Source organism: Duganella zoogloeoides (genome assembly GCF_034479515.1).
Classification (GTDB): Bacteria; Pseudomonadota; Gammaproteobacteria; order Burkholderiales; family Burkholderiaceae_D; genus Rugamonas; species Rugamonas zoogloeoides.
This window is the reverse complement of the sequence record NZ_CP140152.1, coordinates 2,057,590-2,076,514: the sequence shown is the minus strand read 5'-3', so window position 1 is coordinate 2,076,514 and position 18,925 is coordinate 2,057,590. Positions and strand designations below refer to the sequence as shown.

Annotated in this window: 14 protein-coding genes; 4 read left to right on the top strand and 10 right to left on the bottom strand. The window is 64.4% G+C overall.

The window, feature by feature from the left end:
* Window positions 1–29 precede the first annotated feature (29 nt).
* The 4 genes from SR858_RS09170 to SR858_RS09155 are packed head-to-tail and all read left to right on the top strand — an operon-like array spanning window position 30 to window position 6,500.
* Entirely contained in the window at window positions 30–2,741 is a 2,712-nt protein-coding gene (locus SR858_RS09170; RefSeq protein ID WP_019922457.1) for a type VI secretion system Vgr family protein, read from the top strand.
* A 17-nt stretch (window positions 2,742–2,758) separates the two neighbouring features.
* Window positions 2,759–4,879, top strand: coding sequence for a T6SS effector phospholipase Tle3 domain-containing protein (locus SR858_RS09165; protein ID WP_019922456.1), 2,121 nt, complete (start codon window positions 2,759–2,761; stop codon window positions 4,877–4,879).
* A 29-nt stretch (window positions 4,880–4,908) separates the two neighbouring features.
* Window positions 4,909–6,240 carry a hypothetical protein gene (locus SR858_RS09160; protein ID WP_157094836.1) on the top strand — a complete coding sequence of 444 codons (1,332 nt, stop codon included), beginning with the start codon at window positions 4,909–4,911 and terminating at the stop codon, window positions 6,238–6,240.
* The gene (locus SR858_RS09155) at window positions 6,237–6,500 is read left to right on the top strand and encodes a PAAR domain-containing protein (protein ID WP_019922454.1); all 264 of its coding nucleotides are present in this window, start codon (window positions 6,237–6,239) and stop codon (window positions 6,498–6,500) included. The genes SR858_RS09160 and SR858_RS09155 overlap by 4 nt, the downstream gene beginning before the upstream one ends.
* A gap of 28 nt (window positions 6,501–6,528) precedes the next feature.
* Here SR858_RS09155 and SR858_RS09150 read toward each other — a convergent pair whose 3' ends face one another.
* The 10 genes from SR858_RS09150 to SR858_RS09105 all read right to left on the bottom strand — a co-directional run bounded on the left by SR858_RS09150 (window position 6,529) and on the right by SR858_RS09105 (window position 18,818).
* Window positions 6,529–8,127 carry a methyl-accepting chemotaxis protein gene (locus tag SR858_RS09150; protein ID WP_019922453.1) on the bottom strand — a complete coding sequence of 533 codons (1,599 nt, stop codon included), beginning with the start codon at window positions 8,125–8,127 and terminating at the stop codon, window positions 6,529–6,531.
* A 12-nt stretch (window positions 8,128–8,139) separates the two neighbouring features.
* Entirely contained in the window at window positions 8,140–9,513 is a 1,374-nt protein-coding gene (locus tag SR858_RS09145) for a cytochrome c (RefSeq protein WP_026637395.1), read from the bottom strand.
* On the bottom strand, window positions 9,506–11,110 hold the full coding sequence (locus tag SR858_RS09140; protein ID WP_019922451.1) for a GMC family oxidoreductase: 1,605 nt from the start codon (window positions 11,108–11,110) through the stop codon (window positions 9,506–9,508). Before SR858_RS09140 ends, SR858_RS09145 begins: the two co-directional genes overlap by 8 nt.
* 22 nt (window positions 11,111–11,132) lie before the next feature.
* Window positions 11,133–11,639 carry a sugar dehydrogenase complex small subunit gene (locus SR858_RS09135; RefSeq protein ID WP_019922450.1) on the bottom strand — a complete coding sequence of 169 codons (507 nt, stop codon included), beginning with the start codon at window positions 11,637–11,639 and terminating at the stop codon, window positions 11,133–11,135.
* A gap of 9 nt (window positions 11,640–11,648) precedes the next feature.
* Window positions 11,649–13,082, bottom strand: coding sequence for a c-type cytochrome (locus SR858_RS09130; RefSeq protein WP_019922449.1), 1,434 nt, complete (start codon window positions 13,080–13,082; stop codon window positions 11,649–11,651).
* Window positions 13,082–14,728 (bottom strand): GMC family oxidoreductase, encoded by a 1,647-nt coding sequence (locus SR858_RS09125; protein WP_019922448.1) that lies wholly within the window; start codon window positions 14,726–14,728, stop codon window positions 13,082–13,084. The genes SR858_RS09130 and SR858_RS09125 overlap by 1 nt, the downstream gene beginning before the upstream one ends.
* A 15-nt stretch (window positions 14,729–14,743) precedes the next feature.
* The gene (locus tag SR858_RS09120; RefSeq protein WP_026637394.1) at window positions 14,744–15,244 is read right to left on the bottom strand and encodes a sugar dehydrogenase complex small subunit; all 501 of its coding nucleotides are present in this window, start codon (window positions 15,242–15,244) and stop codon (window positions 14,744–14,746) included.
* Between the two features lie 63 nt (window positions 15,245–15,307).
* Complete coding sequence (locus tag SR858_RS09115; RefSeq protein ID WP_019922446.1) at window positions 15,308–16,486, bottom strand: porin; 1,179 nt, start codon at window positions 16,484–16,486, stop codon at window positions 15,308–15,310.
* A gap of 97 nt (window positions 16,487–16,583) precedes the next feature.
* Entirely contained in the window at window positions 16,584–17,978 is a 1,395-nt protein-coding gene (locus SR858_RS09110; protein ID WP_019922445.1) for a sodium:solute symporter family protein, read from the bottom strand.
* Between the two features lie 9 nt (window positions 17,979–17,987).
* On the bottom strand, window positions 17,988–18,818 hold the full coding sequence (locus tag SR858_RS09105; RefSeq protein ID WP_019922444.1) for an IclR family transcriptional regulator: 831 nt from the start codon (window positions 18,816–18,818) through the stop codon (window positions 17,988–17,990).
* Between the last annotated feature and the right edge of the window lie 107 nt (window positions 18,819–18,925).

Here is an 18,925-nt window from a genome sequence, read left to right as displayed (position 1 = left end):
ACTGGGCAACTGACCGCACAGGAGCACACATGGCCACCGACAGAGCGCTAGCGCTGCTCAACACCAGCAACCGTCCATTGCGGCTGCGGCTGGCTTTTGACGATGGCAACAGCGACGACCTGCTGCTGCCGCACCGCATCTCCGGCACGGAAACCGTGTGCGGCGGCATCGAGTACCGCGTGCTGTGCGTGGCCACCGACGCCACGCTGCCGCTGAAGCAGTTCATCGCCGTGCCAGCCGAGCTGCAACTGGTCACCGATCGCGGCGACCTGCACGCGGTATGCGGCATCGTCGCCGAAGCCTGTGCCGGCATGAGCGATGGCGGGCTTGCCACCTATCAGCTGGTGCTGCGCGACGCACTGGCGCTAATGGAGCACCGCACCAACACCCGTATCTTCCGCAACCAGAACGAGCTGGATATCGCCGCTATCCTGATGTCCGAGTGGCGCCAAACCAACCCGGTGATGGTCACCACGTTCCACTACGAGATCGACGCCGCACTGGCGCAGCGCGCGTTCCCCGGGCGTGAATTCACCATGCAGTACAACGAGTCGGATGCGCAGTTCCTGCGCCGGCTGCTCAAGCGTCGGGGCATCTCGTGGTACGTACGGCACGGCGCAGCGGATGCCGACCACCCTACCCACACGCTGGTGCTGTTCGACGACGCCGCGCGCCTGCCCGTGAGCGCCGCGGAAACCATCCGCTTTCACCGCAACCACGCCACCGAGGAGCGCGACGCCATCACCTCCTGGACCGCCGCGCGTCAGTTGCGCCCGGGCGCCGTCAAGCGCTTCAGCTGGGACTACAAGCGGCCGAAAGGCGTCGAGTTCATGCAAACCGGCAGCGAGGCATTGGCCGACCAGGGTAGCCACGGCAACCGCTTTGCCGCCACGCTCACCGACTACCTGGCCGAGACGCCGCACGCCGGCAGCGACAACGACGACCTGCGCCAACTGGGCGCTCTGCGGATGGCGCGGTTCGATCTGGAGACCAAGTGCTTTTATGGCGAGAGCGGTGTGCGCGATTTACGGACCGGCGAGTGGTTCACACTATCCGGTCACCCGGAGATCGACCAGCACCCGCCAGCCGAACGCGCTTTCGTGATCACCGCGCTGGAAATCGAAGCCCGCAACAACTTCCCGCAAGCGCTCGATGCGCGTCTCGAAGGCCTGTACGCGCAGAGCGGCTGGCGCGCCGTCGCCCACGCGCACAGCGACCGCTATCGCAACCGCTTTACGTGCGTGCGCAAGGATGTGCACCTCGTGCCGGCCTACGATCCGCGCATCGACGTGCCGGGCGCCCGGTCGCAAAGCGCCATCGTCGTCGGCCCCGCCGGAGAGGAAGTCCATTGCGATGCGCTGGGCCGGGTCAAGGTACGCTTTCCTGCCACCCGGGCGCAGGATCACCAGCATGCGAGCGGCGCCGGCGCCTCCACTACCGAGACCGACAGCGCCTGGATCCGCGTGGCCACGTCATGGGCCGGCGCGGGGCCTGCCCGGCAGCAAGCGGGTACAGTGAGCTTGCCGCGCGTGGGCAGCGAGGTGCTGATCGACTTCCTCGGCGGTGATCCCGACCGGCCGGTGATCGTGGGCCAGCTGTTCAACGGCGTCGGCGTGCCGCCGGAACTTGGCAACGGCGGCGGCCTGCCCGGCAACCGCTACCTGTCCGGCATGCGCAGCAAGGAAATTCGAGGCCAGCGCAAAAGCCAGCTGCGCTTCGACGACACCACCGGCCAGATCAGCGCTCAACTGGCCAGCGACCACGCCACCAGCGCCTTAAATCTCGGCTATCTGACCACCCCGCGCCAGGCCGGTAGTGCTGACCAGCGCGGCGACGGCTTCGAGCTGCGCACCGACGGCAGTGGCAGCCTGCGCACGGCCCGCTCGCTGCTGATCTCGGCATGGCAGCGGTTAGACGCCGCCGGCACGCAGCTGGACCAACAAGAGCACCTGGCGCTGATGCAGGACTGCCTCGATTTGTTCAAGTCGCTGGGCACGTACGCGGCGCAGCACCAGGCGCTGGCGCTTGACGCTGCCGGCGCCAGCGAACTGCATCAACAGCTCTCGAGCGCCAGCGCGGTCAAGCCGGCCGACCTGCCGACCATCGCCGTCACCGCACCTGAAGGCATCGCGCTGGGCACGCGAAAAACCATGGTCCACTACGCCGTGGGCAATATCGACCAGGTAGCCCTACGACACCTGCAGTTCAGTGCCGCGAAGTGCTGCAACATCAACGCAGGCCAGGGCATTTCATTGTTCTCCCACCAGCAAGGCATTACCCAGATCGCCCACCACGGCAAGTACCGGATGCAAAGCCAGCACGACCTGATGCAACTGGACGCCGCACGCGACCTGCGGCTCACCTCCGCCACCCGCATCGTCGGCGTGGCGCAAGACGAAATCACCCTGATGACCCAGGGCGGCGCCTACCTCAAGCTCTCCGGCGGTACCGTGGAACTGGGCGGTCCCGGCGCGCTCACCATCAAGACCGATGGCCACCACTGGAACGGCCCGGCCAGCCAGCGCGGCGAACTGCCCACCTTCGGCGAAGGCCAACTGGGACGCACGCCGCGCCTGGTCAGCCCCCTCGACGGCGCGCCGTGCGAAGGCGTGCAGGTGTCGGTGGCAACCGAGGACGGCAAGGTCGTCTCCGGCGTTACCGATGCGGACGGCAAAGGCCCGACCATCACCGGCGACCAGCTGCAACAGCTGACCGCCACCTTTTTCATCCCGCGCGATTGAACGGACACGGAGATGCCATGGCGCTGAAACCCGATAACGACTGCGTGGCCTTCGCCCGGGGCAGCGTCCACACCGACTTCGATGCAACCCACTACGACATCCCGCACGCCCTGCCTTTGCCGGGCATCGTGATCCTGGTCCACGGCGTCAACTCGGATGGCGAGTGGTACGACGCTTGCGAACAAGGCCTGTGCGACGGCTTGAACACCCGGCTGGCGCGCCGGAGCGACCAGATGAAGTATCCGGGCCCGGCATCGGGTCAGCTCAAGGCCATCACCTACGCGCAGGAGTTGACCGACGACGGCTTCATCAATCCCGAACTCAATTCCAACAACTTCTTCGACATGGGCAACGCCTGCTCGCCCGTGATCCGCTTCAGGTGGGGCTATAAGGCCGGCGGCGAAGAGTTGCAGGCCTTCGGCGACAAGATTTATCTCAACGAACAAAACTACTGGGGCGGCGGCCCGTTTGCCAACGGCTGCACCTCGCTACCCGACCTGTGGAACGAAGGGCTGTCGGAGAAGCTGTTCCTGTGGATGCAGGTCCAGCACCTCAATCCGGTCAACGAACGTGACGTCTATGCGTGCCCGCCACGCGGCTACTTTGTATTGGCCGCGTACCGCCTGGCCAAGCTGGTCGAAGCGATCCGCAAGGCGCAAGCCGATGTGCCGATCACCATCGTCTGCCATAGCCAGGGCAATATGATCGGCATGGCGGCCGCCTTCCTCGGCGACCGCATGCCGCACGTGACGGACGCCGACGGCAAAAGCGGGCCGTGCGTGGCCGACAATTACGTTCTGGCCAATCCGCCTTACAGCCTGGTCAAGGACAATCTCGCTGAAGACTGGACCCAGGGCAACCTGGTCGACCCGAATGGCAATACCGGGCGGCAGACCCACGCAGCCCGCATCGCCACGCTGGCCGCGTTCTTTGACATCGTGCGCACTCGCAAAGCGCTCGATGCCTTGCAAACCACAGAGCGGATCGACCGCCGCATGGCCAACCGCACCGGAGGTTTCGATGCCCAGACCGATCGCGGGAAATACGGTGTTCAAGGATCGACTTATGGCCGCGTGACCTTATATTCCAATCCCCATGACCAGGTCATCTCTGCGGTAACGGTGCGCGGCATCGGCTGGCTTGGGATCACAAATCGCGATAGTTTTAACGAGATCGACGCAACCAGGGCGCAGGGCGTGCTGGTGCAGCGCGTGTTTGCCCAGGGGTTCAAGGTGGGCGAAAAGGAAACCTACCATTATTGGGATAACCACTGGCGCAAACCGAAAAGCGGCAGCAAGGACTTCTGGCTGCCGCACTCCAAGATCGCGCGATATTCGATCAAGAAAGGGCTGGAGGCGAGCGATTCTTTCCTTGGACGCTTTTTCACCGTCGTCCTGGCGCCGTTGGGGACGTTGGTCACCGCCCTTTCCAGGCAGCGCGTCAATGCACTGCCAGAGGCCGACTGGCAAGTTCCCGCTGACGCGCCGGCGCTTTATCCGCCCTTTCTACCGCAAGGCATGCGCTTCGGCCAGCCCAGCGCCGCGTTCGATCAGGGTTATGACCCGCCAGGCGCTTCGCGCGACGGCAACCGGGTCCGGCAGGCTGGCGACCCTTACGCGAATGTCCACCAAGCACCCGACGGCAGCACGGATGTGGCACTGGGCAACGACCGCGACGAGGCATCGCTGCGATACGAGCAGCACGCGATGCTGCGCTTGCGGGCCAAGCGGGAAAAGTTGTATGCGGCCGATGCGAAGGTGGTCGAGGAGGATGACCCGTCAAAGGCAAGTGCGAAATACACGGCCTGGAGAACTGAGCACATCAAGGTCAGCCTGGCGGAGACCGTCGATGCGGCAGCGACTGATCATTCGACGATTTTTACTAATCCGATGCATTCGGAGCGGGCATTGGCTTATGACGTTGCGGTGGGGATTTGCCAGATATCGGAGAAGGATATGAGTCGATTCTTGAAATTTTCAGATTGGCGATATCTGCAGGATGTAAAAGACATCGAAAACAGTGCCGAGTCGGATCATTTCAAATCGGGAAGCATCAATGGGCTACCTATAAGCATATGGATATCGAAGAAGGAAAATAACTTACTTATCCCGAAAAAAATTGTTGACAACCGCACGTAGAAATTTCATCAAGACGACGGAGCAAATAAATGTTTATGAAAATCATGGGCAGCACGCTTCTAATAATTTTCGCTTTACTAACCGGGTGCAAAAACTCTCCCCTGCATGAACAAAATTTAGCAATGAAAGAAACTCTTAGTATGAACCCGATAAAAAAATCTGGTGTACAAGTCGTGGGATTAATCTGGCTAAATCCACTTCACCGCAAGGACTACCCAACAGAATGGCAGACGTTATGGGTTATGGGCATCGCCAAGCCGAACGCAGATGACGATATGTTGCGCAAAAAACCCTTCAACTATTCCACGGTAAAATATGTATCACTGATAGCCGACGGGAATGCAGGACAAACATCCAAACTCAATTACCATCGTGGATATCAATACGAGCTTATTGGACTACTACACGACAACTACTACGGCGACCCCGATTACTTCTACAACGTCAACAACATCAAAAGAAAAAAGTATTGGCGTGAACTCGCTGGCATACGCGTTGAATATGCGTTACCGAGCAAGGACTTCGACGCCGAGGCAGCAGGCAAGAAGACGCAGCAGATTCTTCAAAACACCTTCGCCATGGGTAATCCAAGTCGGCCCACCTTATGGACCCGCCCCGACCCTCCCGACGTGCGCGTCACCGCCGGCGGCCCCAACGCCGGCTTCACCTCCCTGCAAGCCGCCATCGATTACCTCGAAGTCCATCCCGACCGCACCGCATGGGCGATGAGCTGGGATGCCCCCAGCCGGCCGCTCGACCATCAAATCAACGAAAACCTGGTCGTGCTGGTACTGGCCGGCCCCACCTACAAGACCGGCCGCAAGGCATTGGCCTGGATCGCGCGCCCGGAAACCACCAAGCTCTCGGATATCGGTGACGGGGGTGCGACGCCACGCATAGTCCAGGCATGGAAGGCAACGCTGGATAAAGTCAGCGACAACGCCGCCATCAAACCGAACCAGGTCGGCTACGTGATCCACGACGCCAACAACTCCCACCCCGATTCATCGCGCCGGCTTGGGCCGCTGGCCCAAACCCTCACCACGGAAGCGCCGGATCTCGATTTATTGGAGCAGTCGTTCAACACCCCTGCACTGCTGGGAGAAATGGGCGCCGGTTCGGCGTTGACCAACGTTGCGCTCGCCATTGGCTATGCCAATCACTTCGGCAAACATGTAGTGGTGGCGGGAACGACCGACCCGGAGCAGCCAACCGCCGTCGTTGTCTCACCGCCGGCAGTGGTGCGTCCCATCGATCCCGACAAACCCTGGTTTCGCGCGCGCAGCATGGCCGACGCCTACCTGCCCTGGTGGGGATTGCGCGACGATGCGCCGAAGTACATCCAGGGCTATTCGAAATGAAAGGCGTCATCCGCCTCGGCGACCCCACCACCCACGGCGGCAAAGTCATCTCCGCCGCCCCGAACAGCACAGTGCTGGGCATTGCAGTCGCACGCCAGGGCGACCAGTGCATCTGCCCGATCAAGGGGCACAACAACTGCAAGATCGCCGAGGGCGATCCGAAAGTGCTGATCGATGGCGTGCCGGTGGCGTTCGAGGGCCACAAGACCACTTGCGGCGCCACGCTCATGTCGACTGTTTCCACCACCGGACGCGGTTGAGCCGCCGGTGGCGATCCGCATGACCGGCTTACCGGGCGCCCAGCCGCAAGGCGCTACGCGATGCGGCTGGCGACGCCTGCCCGGCCAACTTGAACACCGCCATCCGTTCACTGAGCGCGGCCGCCTGCTCCTGCATCGATTCGGCCGCAGCCGCGGCCTCCTCCACCAGCGCCGCATTCTGCTGGGTGACCTGGTCCATCTGCGTGATGGCCTGGTTGACCTGCTCGATGCCGGCGCTTTGCTCCTGGCTGGCGGCGGTGATTTCGCTGACGATGTCCGCCACCCGCGTGATGCTGGCGACGATGTCGCCCATCGTGGCGCCGGCCTGGTCCACCAGCGCGGTGCCGGCGCCCACGGTCGCCACCGAGTCGTCGATCAGCACCTTGATGTCCTTGGCGGCGGCAGCCGAGCGTTGCGCCAGGTTGCGCACCTCGGACGCCACCACGGCAAAGCCGCGTCCCTGCTCGCCGGCGCGCGCCGCCTCCACCGCCGCATTCAGCGCCAGGATGTTGGTCTGGAAGGCGATGCCGTCGATGACCGCGATGATGTCCACGATCTTTTTCGACGATGCGTTGATCGACGCCATGGTGCCCACCACCTGCCCCACCACGTCGCCACCCTTGACCGCAATCTGCGAAGCGGAGAGCGCCAGCCCCTTGGCCTGGCGCGCGTTGTCGGCGTTCTGCTTGACGGTGGCCGTCAGCTCTTCCATCGACGACGCGGTTTCTTCCAGCGAACTGGCTTGCTGCTCGGTGCGCGAGGACAGGTCCTGGTTGCCGGCGGCGATCTGGCTCGAGGCGGTGGCGATGGTGTCGGTGCTGCCGCGCACCTGGCCCACCAGCCGTTGCAGGCTGTCGTTCATGTGCCTGAGCGCTGCCATCAGCTGGCCGCTTTCGTCGCGCGAGGTCACGCGCACGTTGGCGGTGAGGTCGCCGTCGGCTACCCGGCGCGCCACGTCCACTGCGTGCTGCAGCGGACGCGAGACGATGCGGGCCACCCACGCCGCCAGCAGCATGCCGATGACGATGCTGGCGGCCAGCAGCGCGATAGCCTGGTTGCGCGCGGAGAGGTACTGCGCTTCGGCCGCATCGCTGTTGGCATCGCCCTGGTCTTGCGTGCGCTGGGCGATCTTGTCGATCACGTCGGCGCTCTGGTTGATCAGCTTGAACGAGCGGCCTTCGGCAATCGCCAGCACTTCATCGCGGCGCCCCTGCTTGCGCAGCTCGACCATCCTGGCCCGCTCCACCGCGTAGTCGGCGCGCACGGCCACCAGTTGCGCCAGCAACTGACGGTCTTCGCCGTTGGTGATGGTGCCCTGGAACTGGCCTTGCAGCTTGTCCACCTTGGCCACCATGCGCGCGATCATCTCGTCGTACTTGTCCACGCGCGCCGGATCGGTCGCCAGCAACTGCTCCATCTCGTAGCGGCGCGTGGTATTGAGCGCCGACTTGAGCGCCAGGATGAACCGCATGCTTGGCAGCGACTGCGACGAGAGCTGGTTGGACGCCGCGTTGAGCCGGCCCATGCTGGCGATCGTCACCACGCCCAGCAGCAGCGTCAGCGCCAGCACTGCGCCGAACGACAGGAATAGCTTTTTACTGATTTTCAGATCGTAAAACCATTGCATGATAATGTCCGTTCAAATCGTTGAAGGGCCGGACCGGCGCCGGCGGCGCCACCACAGCAGCGCGGCCAGCACAACCAGTACGCCCAGCGCCATGCCGGCACGGGCCAGCAGCAACAGCGACGAAGTTGCCCCGCCGGCGCGCAGCGTGCGCACGCGCTGCTCATCGATGGTCACGCGGCTTCCGCCGAAGGTGGCCATCACGTAGTTGGTCAGTTCGGCCACTTCGCGGTCGGTCAGCTCGTCCTCGAAGCCGGGCATGCCCTGCCGATGTTCGGGCCACACGCCTTCCAGGACGGCCATGCCCACGTTGTCGGCGTTCGGGTGGCGCAGCGACGGGTGGTTGCGCAGCGCCGGCAAACCGCGCACGCCGTCGCCGTTCACCTGGTGGCACGCGGCGCAGTTATTGCGGTACAGGCGTTCGCCGGCGCCGATCTTGCCGGCCATCTCGGCAATGTCGCTCGACGGCAGCACCGGCACGTTGGCCGGCGTGGCGGCCTTGCGTGCGGTACCCGGCGAGTCGGTCAGGTACACCGAGATTGCCTTGATGTCCTGCGCATCCATCTTCGAAAAGCTCTTGTCGATCGCTTCGAGCATCGGGCCGCCGGCGGTGGCGCCGTTCGGTGCGTGACCGGTCGCCAGGTACGCTTGCAGCGCGGCCTGGTCCCAGCCGCCATCGGACAACGCGCCCGGGCTGATATCGGGTGCATACCAGGTGCCGAGCGAGCCGCCGCGCAGGTACTGCCCAGCGTCTTCCGCCATCAGGAAATTGCGCGGCGTATGGCACGTGGCGCAATGGGCCAGTCCTTGCGCCAGGTAGGCGCCGCGGTTCCACTCCACCGATTTTGACTTGTCGGCCACGTACGGCTTGTCGTCCAGGTACAGCGCATTCCACACCGCCATCGACAGGCGGATATTGAACGGGAATGGCAGCTTGGTGACTGGCGCCTGCGTGTCGTTGGCAGCCACGCCATGCATGAAGTACGCGTACAGGGCGGCGGTATCGTCATCGGTCAGCTTGGCATACGCGGTATACGGCATGGCCGGATACAAGTGGCTGCCATCGGCGCGCACCCCCGTGCGCACCGCGCGGCTGAACTGCTCGAGCGTGTATCCGCCGATGCCGGCTTTGACGGACGGCGTGATGTTGGTCGAATAGATGGTTCCAAGCGGGCTGGCGATTGCCAGTCCGCCCGTGTACTCGGGCCGGCCGGCAGCGCTGTGACAGGCGATGCAGTCGCCGGCCACGGCCAGGTTCTTGCCGCGTTCGATCAGCGCCGGGGTGGCGCCGTCGGCGGCATGGGCGTACGACGCGCCGGTGGCAGCGAGCACCAGGCCGGCGGCAGCGGCCACGCCGGCACGAAGAACATAACGACAGAGCTTAAGCATGGCGCGCCTCCGACAGAATCTTGTCCGCAGTGCGCAGTGCCAGCGCCACGGCGGTGAGCGTGACATTGCACGTGCCCACCGTGGGCATCACGCCGGTGCCGACCATGTACAGGTTCGGATGATCGTGCGCGCGGCCGAACGGATCGGTCACGCTGTTCTTTTCGTCCTTGCCCATGGAGAGCGTACCGGTGATGTGCTGGCGGTTGCTGAACGCCCCCTCCTTGCTATGCTTGATATTGGTCGCCCCCAGTTGTTTGGCGATCTCGTCGTAGCGCTTGCGCGTCTCCACCGTGCCCTTCTTGACGTAGTCGTCGATGTCCCAGTAGATGCGCGGCGTGGGCAGGCCCAGCGCGTCCTTCTTGTCGCTCAGGGTCACGCGGTTGTCCGGGTCTGGCAGCTGTTCGAGCGCGTTCTTGATGCTCATGCGGCGCGAGGCGCGGTCGCGGATCGAGCCTTCGAGCTTGACGCCGTAGTAGCCGGCGCCGATCAGCTCCTTGGTCACCGACGCCACCTGCGACGAATTCGAGATATCGATGCGGAACGGCGCGTGTTCGCGGCGGAAGTCGCCGTCGCGGAACTGGCCGATCGAGCACGGGCTCACCGGGCCACGGCCCGGCCAGATCGGTTCATCGACATCGAACGTGACGCCGATGGCGGGATGGTCGCACAGGTTGCGGCCCATCTGGTCGCTGCGGTTGGCCAGGCCGTTCGGGAATTTCGGGCTGGCCGACATCAAGAGCAGCTTCACCGATTCGATGGCGTTGGCGGCGATAACGAAGGTCTTGGCGGTGACGCGGTGGCTGGTCTTGTTCCAGTCGTAGTAGTTCACCGCCGTGATGGCGCCCTGGTCGTCATGTTCGAGCTTGTACACCACCGCTTCGGTGATGGTGTGCACGCCGGCCTTTTCGGCGCTGGTGGCGGCGATGCCGCCGTGGTATTGGGCGTCGATCGGGCATACCGGCATGCAGTTGTTGTTGCCGCAGCAGGCCGGGCGGCCGTCGAAGCTGCGGCTGTTGCGCGCGGTGCAGTCGTCGAGCACCTTGAAGTCCGGCGCCAGGCGCTCGGTCACGCGCTGCTGGAAGTACGATGCCGGCACCGGCTCCATCGGGAACGGCTGCGAGCGCGGCGAACCGGTTTCAAGCGAGCCACCGACGCCGGAAATCACTTCCGCCTCGTAGTAATAAGGTTCCAGTTCCTCGTAGCTGATCGGCCAGTCCTTGCCCACGCCGTACAGCGACTGGGTCTTGAAGTCGGACGGCAGGTAGCGCCACATCTGCGCCGCCCAGTGCCAGCTGGTACCGCCCAGCATGCGGATGTACTGGGCCTGGAACGCGTGCGGTCCCACCTGCTCGATGTACTTGTTCGCTTCCGGTGTGAACACCGGGTGCGGCGACATTTCGGAAAACGGATACGGCGCCATGAAGTCGGACTTGAAGGCGGAATGGCGATAGCGCTCCACCAGCTCGCCGCGACCCACGCGCGGACCCGATTCGAGCATCAGCACCGAGCTGCCGGCCAGCGCCAGCTTGCGCGCCAGCAGCGCGCCGCATATACCGCCACCGATCACGCAGATGTCGGCAGAATTGATAGTGTTCATAGAGATTATTTAAATGAGGTGATCACGGTTTCGCGGACCAGCTGCCGCAAGGGCCGTACGAAAAGCTCGGCGGCACGAGGACGTCGGCCACGGCCCGGTTGGACAAGGTCTCGACGTAGGCCACGCACACCGATTTCTTCCCCTTGCCGACCACGCCCAGGTACCAGCCCTGGAGGATGGCCTGCGCCAGTGCCTGTTCGGCCTTTTGCGCTTCCGCGAACGTGGTCTTGTCGTCGTGCGCCAGCACCTCGCCCGTGCCCAGCGTGGCTTTCAGTCCGGCCAGCGCGGTATCGATCTCCGCCGAGTTCCTGGCGAAGGCCTGGTACAAGGCCAGCGCCAGCGTTGGGTTGATCTCGGCCTTGCCGGTCAAGGTGCGCGAGACGTCGATGAAATCAATCAAGCCTTGTCCTGCCGGCGCCAGGGCGGCGCTGGCGCGAGTGGACAGCAGCAGCTGGCTGGCCACGCCGGACAGCGCCAGCGCGCCCAGCGCCTTGAGCGCGCCGCGCCGCGAAGTGAGAATGCTATGCATATCGGTTCCTTAAACGGAGGCAGCGCGCTTGCGGCGGCGCAGGACAAAGACGATCACCAGGGCCAGGGCCAGCACGCCCAGCACGGCGCCGGCACGGGCCATCATCAACAGGTGCGATTGCGGACCACCCTGGCGGATTTCCGCCACGGCCTTGGTCGTGATGGTGGCGGCAGCCTGGCCGGGACCGAATTGCGCCAGCATGTAGTTGGCCAGCGCTGCCACCTCGGTATCCGACAGGTGGTTGACAGCGTTGACCTGGTCGCCGAACGGCGGCATGAACACGTGGCCCTCAAGCGTTTTGCGGTCCACGCCCAGCAGGATCGTTGCCAGCAGGTTGCTGGTGTTGACGGTAGCCGAGTTGTGGAACAGGCTAGGATAGTAGCCATCCTTGGTGCCTTGGCCATTGAAGCCGTGGCACGAGGCGCAGTTGGCCGAGAAGATCTGCGCGCCCAGGTTGGCGCCTTTGATATTTTCGCCATAGCTCACGCCACGGATCTTGTCCAGCGCATTGCCTGCCTTGCCCTGCTCGAAGCGCGAGGCGCCAATGGCCTGGTCCGCATCGCCAACCGCCGCCGGCAGCGACTTGATGTACACGGCAATCGCCCGCAGGTCGGCTGGCTCCAGGTGGCTGAAACTGAGGCTGATCGCCTCGGCCATGCTGCCCGCCGCCTGCGCCTTGCCGGCCACCCGGCCTGTTTGCAGGTACTGCACCACTTCGTCCTCGGTCCAGGCGCCGATGCCGGCCACCGGGTGCGAGGTGATATTCGGTGCATACCACGGTCCCACTTGCGCGCCGGCGAGGTGGCGCGACTTATCCTCCTGCATCAGCATGCCGCGCGGCGTGTGGCAGGTGGTGCAGTGGGCGGCGCCTTCGGCCAGGTACTGGCCGCGCAGCCATTGCGCCGAGCGCTCGGGATTCACCTTCAACGGCTGGTCGTCGAGGAACAGCGCGTTCCACACTTTCATCGACTGTCGGACATTCATCGGGAACGGCAGGCTGGTCTCGGTCGTGGCCTTGTCCACCGCCGGCACGCCCTGCATGAAGTACGCGTACATGGCGTTGACGTCGGCGTCCGTCATCTTAACGTACGCGGTGTACGGCATGGCCGGGTACAGCATCCGGCCATCGGCGCGCACGCCCTTGCGCACTGCGTCGCTGAACTGCTGTGCGGTGTACTTGCCGATGCCGTATTGCTTCGATGGCGTGATGTTGGTGGAGACGATATCGCCCACCGGCGACGACATCACCAGGCCACCGGCCATCGGCTGGCCATGGTGCGCCGTGTGGCACGCCATGCAGTCCGAGGCCGCAGCCAGGTATTTGCCGCGCGCGATGGTGGCCGCGTCGAATTGTGGGACCGGCGCCTGGGCCAGCGCGGCGACGGACCATAACGCCGACGCAATGACGACAGCCACGCGCAAGGTATTGAACAGTGCTTTCATCACGCCCCCTTCATCTGGCGCACCATCGCGTCGGCAGCCTTGAAGGCCAGCGACACCATGGTGATGGTGCTGTTGCCGCAGGCCGTGCTGGCCATGGCGCCGCCACCGGGCAGGAACAGGTTGTCATGGTCGTACGCGCGGCAATCGGCATCGACCACGGAATCCTTGTGATCGAGGCCCATGATGGTGCCGCCCATGATGTGCTTGCTCTGGTTGAACTGGGGACTGAGCTTGATGTCGGTCGCGCCCATGGCCTGGGCGATGCGCTTGCCGATCGGGACCGAATACACTTCGGCCGATTTGCGCGTGTAGTCACCGACGTCGTAATGGATCGCCGGTTTCGGCAGGCCGAGCCAGTCCTTCTTGTCGGACAGCGTCAGGCGGTTGTTCGGGTCGGGCAGCACTTCGTGCGCCAGCACCACGTCGGCGGTGCAGGCGGTCATGCGGCGGATTTCGGCGTCGAGCGCCTTGCCCACCAGGCCTTTTTTCAGCGCGCCGAACGTCACGAAGCGGTTGCGCGCAAAGTTATTGAAGCGGAAGTACGCACCCGCGTGTTCGCTGCGGAACGCGCCCTGCGACGTCTCCATGATGCCGCTGTTGACCACCGGTCCCACGCCGGCCCAGTAAGGCTCGGCCAAAGTCAGGGTCATGGTCAGCTGCGGGTGGTCCATCATGTTGCGCCCCACCTGGTCGGAGCTGTTGGCCAGGCCGTTGGGGTTGCGCGCATTGGCCGACATCAAGAGCAGCTTCGGCGTCTCGATGCCGTTACAGGCCAGCACGAACAGCTTGCCCGTCACGCGGTGGCTGGCCTTGTTCTGGTCGAAGTAATTGACAGCGATGACGCGGTTGGCGCCATCGGTTTCCAGGCGATAGGCCACGGCATTGGCCGTGATTTTCGCGCCCTTGGCTTCGATGCGCGAGAGCGCAGTGGCGGCGTCGTACTTGGCGCCCACCGGGCACACGGGCACGCAGTTGTTGTTGGCGCAGCAGGCTGGGCGATCGTCGTACGACGTGCCGCTGTTACGGGCTTGCGCGGTCGGGATATTGCTGTAGCCGAGGGTTTTCACCACGTCGGTAAAACGCTGCTCGCCGGGGCCGAACGGCAGCGGCGGCATCGGGTACGGCTTCGAGCGCGCGGCGCCTTCCGACAGCGGCGGCCATTGTTCGGCAGGTTCGGACGGACCGCAAATGCCCAGCGCGTATTCGGTGCGGGTGTAGTACGGTTCCAGCGTCTGGTAATCGATGGCCCAGTCGCGGCCCACGCCGTACAGGGTTTTCAGGCGCATGTCTTCGGGCGTCAGGCGCCAGCAGGTGCCGGCCCAGTGCCAGGTGGAGCCGCCCGCGTAGCGGATATAGCTTTGCGCGTAGCGGTCGGGGCCCGACAGTTGCAGGTACGCGTCTTCCTTGGTTTCGATGGATGCCATCGGGTGCGGCGCCCAGGCGGCTGGCGGGTAGCACGACGACGGATCGCCTTTCAGGGCCAGCGGCAGGTTGCGGAAGTTTTCGACCACTTCGGCGCGCGAGACGCGCGGCCCGGCTTCGAGCATCAGCACGGACAGGCCGGCGTCGAGCAGGGTTTCGGCAATTGATACACCGACGACGCCGGTGCCGACGATGACCACGTCGGCGCTAGTTGGGTTGGACATTGTGTGTTCCTTCGATCAGAAGATCGGCATGTTGGACAGCGGCACGATCGGACGGCTCCACAGGTTGGGACCGGAGAAGCCGTACGACGGCATTGCCACGGTATCGGCCGTGGTCTTGTACGTGAGCGCGTGTTCGAACGTGAACAGCTGCGCATCTTTTTTCGGCGACGAGCAGCCCGAGTACCAGGCAAAGATCACCCAGTGGGCGAATTCCTGCAGCGGTCCTTCCGGGATGTCGCCGAAGAAGTCTTCCACTTGCTTGGCCTGCTTGGCCTGCGCCAGCGCGGCGATGGACGTCAGCATCTGCGCGCATTGCGGGTATTTTTTTGCGGCAGCGGCGGCAATGCGCGCGCCTACCGTCTCGTCGAGCTGGTGGTTGATCAGCAGCTTCGATACTTCCATGAATTGTGCCGACGAGGCGGTGGCGCCCACGCCCCAGGCGGGCAGCGCGCCCCAGGTCACCCAGGCGCCGGTTACGGTCGCGCCCAGCAAAAATTTGCGTCTAGATAGTGCCATTGTGTTACCTCTATGCGGTCGATGCCCGCGCCGCACACAGGCGGCACGGGTCAGGCGGGAGACTTAGAACGAATGGCGCAGGCCAATGGAGAACATGGTTTGATGGGCGCCATCGCCAACCAGGCCGGCCTGCGACGTGCCGATCACGGCGTCCGCATCGATCACGGTGCGGCCGTTGGCAGCCAGGGTCTGGCCGCTGGCGCGCTGCACCGCTTCCAGGAAGTACACCGAGGTACGCTTGGTGAACCAGTACGCCTGCTGCAGCGCGAACTGGCGGTAACGGGCGCCATCGGTGATACCATTGGCGCGGTTGGCCTGGGTGTAAGTGTAGCCCGCGCCCAGCAGCCACGGAGTGGACGTTTGCCATTGCGCCAGCAGCGCGCCGGTGTTGAAAATGGCCTTGTCGCGGAACACGGAAGTGGCATTCGGCGTGTACTGCACATTGCTTACCGAGCCGCCGAGGCTCACTGCGCCCATCTGGTAACGGGTGCCGGCGGCCAGGAACTGGATGTCGCGCGCCGACAGGTAGCCGGCGTTGACCGGCGACTTGCTGAAGCTGCCCGCCGTGGTGGCGTCCCAGTTCAACTGGTTGGGGCCGTTTTTCAGCAGCTGGTAGCCGAGCGCGTGGTGCCACTGGCTGCCGTCGAACTTGACCGATGCGGCAGCCGAACCGCCGCTGCCCGTGTGGCCGGCCTGCTCGCCCGACGCGACCATCGCACTGCCGGTGAAGCCGTGCATGGTCGGCGACGTGTACTTGATCGAGTTGTTGTGGCGGATCGTGATGTCGAAGCCGTCGATATCGCCCGGGTGGTCGCCGGCAGAACCGGTCACAATCGGTACCGGACCCAGTGCGTTCAGGGCGTCGAAGTACGACGAGTACTGGCGGCCCATGGTCAGCGTACCGAGCTTGTTGTTGGTCAGGCCGATGAACGCGGCGCGGTTGAACAGGCTGCCCGCCTGGCCGGCGGTGCCGTCGTCGGTATTGAGGCCCGCTTCGAGCTTGAAGATGGCCTTGGTGCCACCGCCCAGGTCTTCGCTGCCCTGGAAGCCGATGCGGTTGCCGTCCTTGGGACCGGAGCGCATATAGGTCTTGGCGCCGCCCGGCAGGTGGTCCACGCGGGTGACGGCGACGTCGACGATGCCGTAGATGCTGACGTTCGAATTGCCGGTTTGGGCCGCTGCGATGCCGCAGGCGCCGGACAGCAGCATGCCGCCCAGGATCAGGTTGTGAGTTTGCTTCATACGTATTGGCAACCGCGATTCCTGGCCCGGCTTCCAGGCGGAACCACGGTTGCATCATCTCCAAAAGGGTCGCAGAGCGACAAAAAATAGGCAGCGCCTATTGTTTGACGCCGCCCCCAGGACCGAGCACCCGCTCGACCAGAATCACGATCGCTGGTGTAACCAGCGCGATATACATATTGTCGATACCCCAGGGATCCCCCAGCAGGTACCAGACGGTGGTGGCCACGCTCGATGCCAGCAGCCCCCACATGGCGCCACGCCTGCCGCCGAACCATGGCAAATACAGGCCGATCACGGCCACCACGGAAATCGACAGGCGCAGGGCGCGCGTAAAAAACGACAACTGCAACAGGCCGGGCGCAAAGAACACGAACACCAGCGGCACCAGCCCGATTGCCAAGGCCATCCACCGGGTGGCGCGGAATTCGCGCTCCGGCGAGGGCTGGCACAACGGCACATAAAAATCACGCACCACCAGCGAGGCGATCGCCAGCGACACGGTGCTCACGCCGGCGAAGATCGCCGCCACCAGCGACACGGCCACAAACCCGGCCAGGTACACATTCATGCTCTGCATGAAGACCGGCAGCGCATATAAACTCGGCAGGTCCGGATACAGGTACCGCGCGGCCACGCCGATCAGCCCCAGCGCGATCCCGACCGGCAGCGCCAGCCAGCCCGCGATAAACGTCGCGCGGCGTGCCGCATTGGCGCTCCGGGTCGAGGAAATCGCCTGGATGATGTACTGCGTCGAGAAAATCGCGCCGACATTCCCGATGAAAAACGCCACGATGGTCGGCGCGCCGATGGCGCCGTCCCACGTGAAATACCAGGGCGGCAACGTCGCCACCATCGGCGCCACGCCGCCGCTCAATTTCAATGCCACCGCCAGCACCACCAGCACGCCGAGGTACTTGACGGCGCTGTGCAGCAGCGTCACGTACGCCACGCTCTTCATGCCGCCAAAGGCGAAATAGAACGTGCTGACCGCCGCGATCACGAACGCCGCCATCGGCAAACTCACCTGCAACACCGTCGCAATCGCCGCCGCGCCGCTGATGTAATTGCCCACGTTGACCAGCAGCAGCGCGTAAATCATGATCAGCGAGACGATCATCTGGGTGGCGCGGCCGTAGCGCTGGAAGATCGCACCGGAGATCGTGTACTCGCCCGAGTTGTACAACCTGCGCGCCAGCAGCAGCCCGAAGATCGGAAAGCCGATCGCCGCGCTCAGCACCGCCCACGACGCCGCCATGCCCGACTCGAACGCCGCCTGCGCGGTGCCCACCGTGGACTTGGCGCCCACGAACTCGGACACCATCAACACGCCCACCACCACCGCCGGCATGGTGCGCGCGCCCACCATGAATTCGCTGGCGGTACGGCTGCGCGTGCGCGCGGTCAGCCATCCCGTCAGGGCGATGTACGCCACCACCATCGCCACGATGATGGTGGTGCCCGTGTATCCGGCGGCGCCCAGGATGACCATCGGCGCGTCCTAGCGGCCCTGGCCGGCGTAACCGCCGGTCGCCTGCAAGGACTTCGATAACTGCCCCGCTGCCGCCACCACGCCGGCAATCGTGTTTTCCTCGAACTGGCGCAAGGTGCTGCGGTGCGCCGGCGCGGCCACGCTCAGCGACGCCACCGGCAGCCCGTCGATGTCGAGCACCGGCGCCGCCATCACGTACAGGCCGGCCACGGTTTCCTGGTTCGACACCGCATACCCTAGCGCGCGGATCTGGGCCAGGCGCTCGAGCAGGGCGTCGATGTCGGTCAGCGTGGTTTCCGTCAGCTTGACCAGCGGCTGGCCGCGCAGCACCTTCACTTGCTGGTCCTGCGGCAGCCAGGCCAGGATCGCCTGCCCCACCGCGCTCGAATAGGCCGCCACCCTGCTGCCGATCCGCACATCCACGCCCAGTTGCGTGAGCCCCGCCTGCACCCGCTCCACGTACACCACGCTGCTGCCATCGAGCACGCCGATCGACGCCGCCTCGTTCACCTCGCCCACCAGCCCGCGCAGGACCGGCCGCGCCAGCGTGCGCAAGTCCGACCGCGCGATCGCGTGAAAGCCCAGGTCCAGCACATTCAACGACAGCCGGAACAGCCGGCTGTTGTCCACCTTGTCCACGTAGCCGAGCCCCACCAGCGTGTTGAGGAAGCGGAACGCGGTGGCGTTGTCGAGCCCCGCCTTGCGCGCCACCTCGGCCATGGTCAGCTCCGGCTCCTGCGCCGTAAACGCCTGCAGTACCTTGAAGCCCTTGGCCAGGGACTGCACCGTGTTTTTCGGATCGGCCGGCGCCGCTTTGGTCGATTCTGTCGGTCGGGTCATGCTGCACTCCATCAAGTTCGGAGTGCGAATTATAGTTTGGTTCGGCGGTCGAATGATGGCTCCCCGGCAAAAGACTGGGGCTAGTTATTCGGAATGCGAACTTTTAT